The following is a 2059-nucleotide window of genomic DNA, read 5'->3' as shown; positions in this document are numbered from 1 at the left end:
TATTGACTTCTCGTGACCGATCGGCGTCATCGTCACGACAGGGAACGTCGGGAGGTAAAGAGCGGGTGGCGGAGCTCGTCTACAAGCCAGTGATCCGTTTCGCGCTCGGGGCCTTCAAGGCTCTCGACCTCAAGCTGGATGTCCGGGGGCAGGAGCACATACCGGCCACGGGCGGCTGCGTGGTGGCGATCAACCACGTGTCGTATCTGGACTTCGCGCTCGCCGGTGTTCCGTTCTGGTACGCTCACCGGCGTCTGGTGCGCTTCATGGCCAAACACGAGGTCTTCGCCCACCCCATTGCCGGGCCGCTGATGCGAGGGATGCGCCATATCCCCGTCGACCGATCGGCAGGGGCCGGCTCGTACCGTCACGCGGTACAGGCCCTGAAGGCTGGCGAGCTCGTGGGGGTCTTCCCCGAGGCGACCGTCAGTCGTAGCTTCTGTCTCCAGCCCTTCAAGTCCGGGGCGGCCCGAATGGCCGCCGAAGCGGGCGTTCCCGCACTCCCGGTAATCATTTGGGGCAGCCAGCGCATCCTCACCAAGGGACGGCCACGTAACCTCCGGGCGGCGCGAGGAACCCCCGTATCGATCATGATTGGCGAGTCGATCCCGACGGCCGACCTGAAAGATGCCCAGACTGGAACACAACTGCTGGCCGATGCCATGGCCAAGCTTCTCGCCGACGCCCAGCGGGACTACCCACCACCCCCTCCCGGCGAGTCACCATGGTGGCTACCCGCCCATCTGGGTGGCTGTGCACCCACGCTCGAGGCGGTCGCGCGGGAGCAGGCCGCGCTCCGCGACAAGAAGTAAGGGCCTGTTTTAGATCTTCGTTCGCCTCGTCGAAACACGGCGAGAACAACCGCGAGCATTGTCAGATAGATCTCATCACGTAGCTTTCAGCACCCCGAGTTCCGGGCACTCATGATCATAACCCTGCTCGTCCCGGGGCTCCCGTCGCGTCGCCCGCTCGGACCACCCACGCCGTTTCGCCCGGCAGGCCGTTTCGCCCGGCAGGCCGTGGCAGGTTCCCCGGCTGGATACCAGGCCGGTCGACATCCGTGCGGCCGATCCCGGGTGCTCTTATAGCACAAGGGTCGACAGACCTTTACACAAGGGGTGGGCGGGCATTTCTTCAGGAGCACCTCTACCCGGCAGCTCTAGCCCGACTCCCCGTGTAGACAAGACAAAGACTACTTGTAGACAACATCCGATCCCCAGATGTGTCCGGACTCTCTAGAACACAGGGGCGACCCATTGGTAACCTCAAGCACCAACAACATTTGAGCCAACCCGTTTGGCTCGCCGAGTCCGTGTTGTATAGAGACTCACCTGTTCGTTGTCGATGGAGGCGCCCACGATGGCTGTACAAGAGCTGGCGATGCCGACTGCTAGCAGGGTCGGCACAGTGGTCGCGATCGGGCAGCAGGTTCGGGTCCCGAAGACCGCTGAGCTGGTCGCGGCGCACCTACGACGCCGGATCGTACGGGGAGAACTCGTCGAAGGCGACGCACTGCCGCCCGAGGCGACCCTCATGGAACAGTTCGGTGTCTCCCGGCCGACATTGCGAGAAGCATTCCGTGTGCTGGAATCCGAGGCCTTGATCACAGTCAGGCGCGGTGCGCACGGTGGCGCCCGGGTGCACACCCCCAACGGCGACATCGCCGCCCGCTATGCCGCCCTGGTCCTGGAGTACCGCGGTACCACGCTGGCCGACATCCATCAGGCTCGCGTCGTGATCGAGCCGCCGTGCGTGGCAATCTTGGCAGCGAACCGTACCCAGGATGCCCTCGACAAACTCAGGCTCGCGGTGACCGAGACAGCCGCCGCGACGGCGACCGACGATCCAGGCCAGTGCCTGCAGGCCAATCTCGCCTTTCACGTGCTGCTGGTGGAGCTCGCCGGAAACACGACGCTTTCGGTCCTGTCAGGCATGCTGCGCCACATTCTCGATCTTGCGACGCTCTCCCATCCAGCCGCGGAGCGCAGCCCCGAGCACCGGCTCGCCATCCGCCGGCGACTCGTCGACCACGAGCGCGTCGTGGACCTCATCGAAGCCC

At 64.8% G+C, this 2059-nt stretch carries 2 protein-coding genes; both read left to right on the top strand.

Annotation, left to right across the window (positions count from 1 at the left end; all coding sequences use genetic code 11):
* Window positions 1–65 precede the first annotated feature (65 nt).
* On the top strand, window positions 66–812 hold the full coding sequence (locus U9980_RS05985) for a lysophospholipid acyltransferase family protein (RefSeq protein ID WP_322767027.1): 747 nt from the start codon (window positions 66–68) through the stop codon (window positions 810–812).
* Window positions 813–1359: 547 nt separating this feature from the next.
* Window positions 1360–2059 (top strand): FadR/GntR family transcriptional regulator (locus tag U9980_RS05980; protein WP_322767021.1); only part of this gene is annotated, 700 nt, incomplete at its 3' end.

The sequence above is a fragment of the Protofrankia sp. Cr1 genome, from assembly GCF_963555865.1.
Classification (GTDB): Bacteria; Actinomycetota; Actinomycetes; order Frankiales; family Frankiaceae; genus Protofrankia.
Note: the sequence above shows the minus strand (reverse complement) of the source record. Positions and strands in the feature narration are given on the sequence as shown.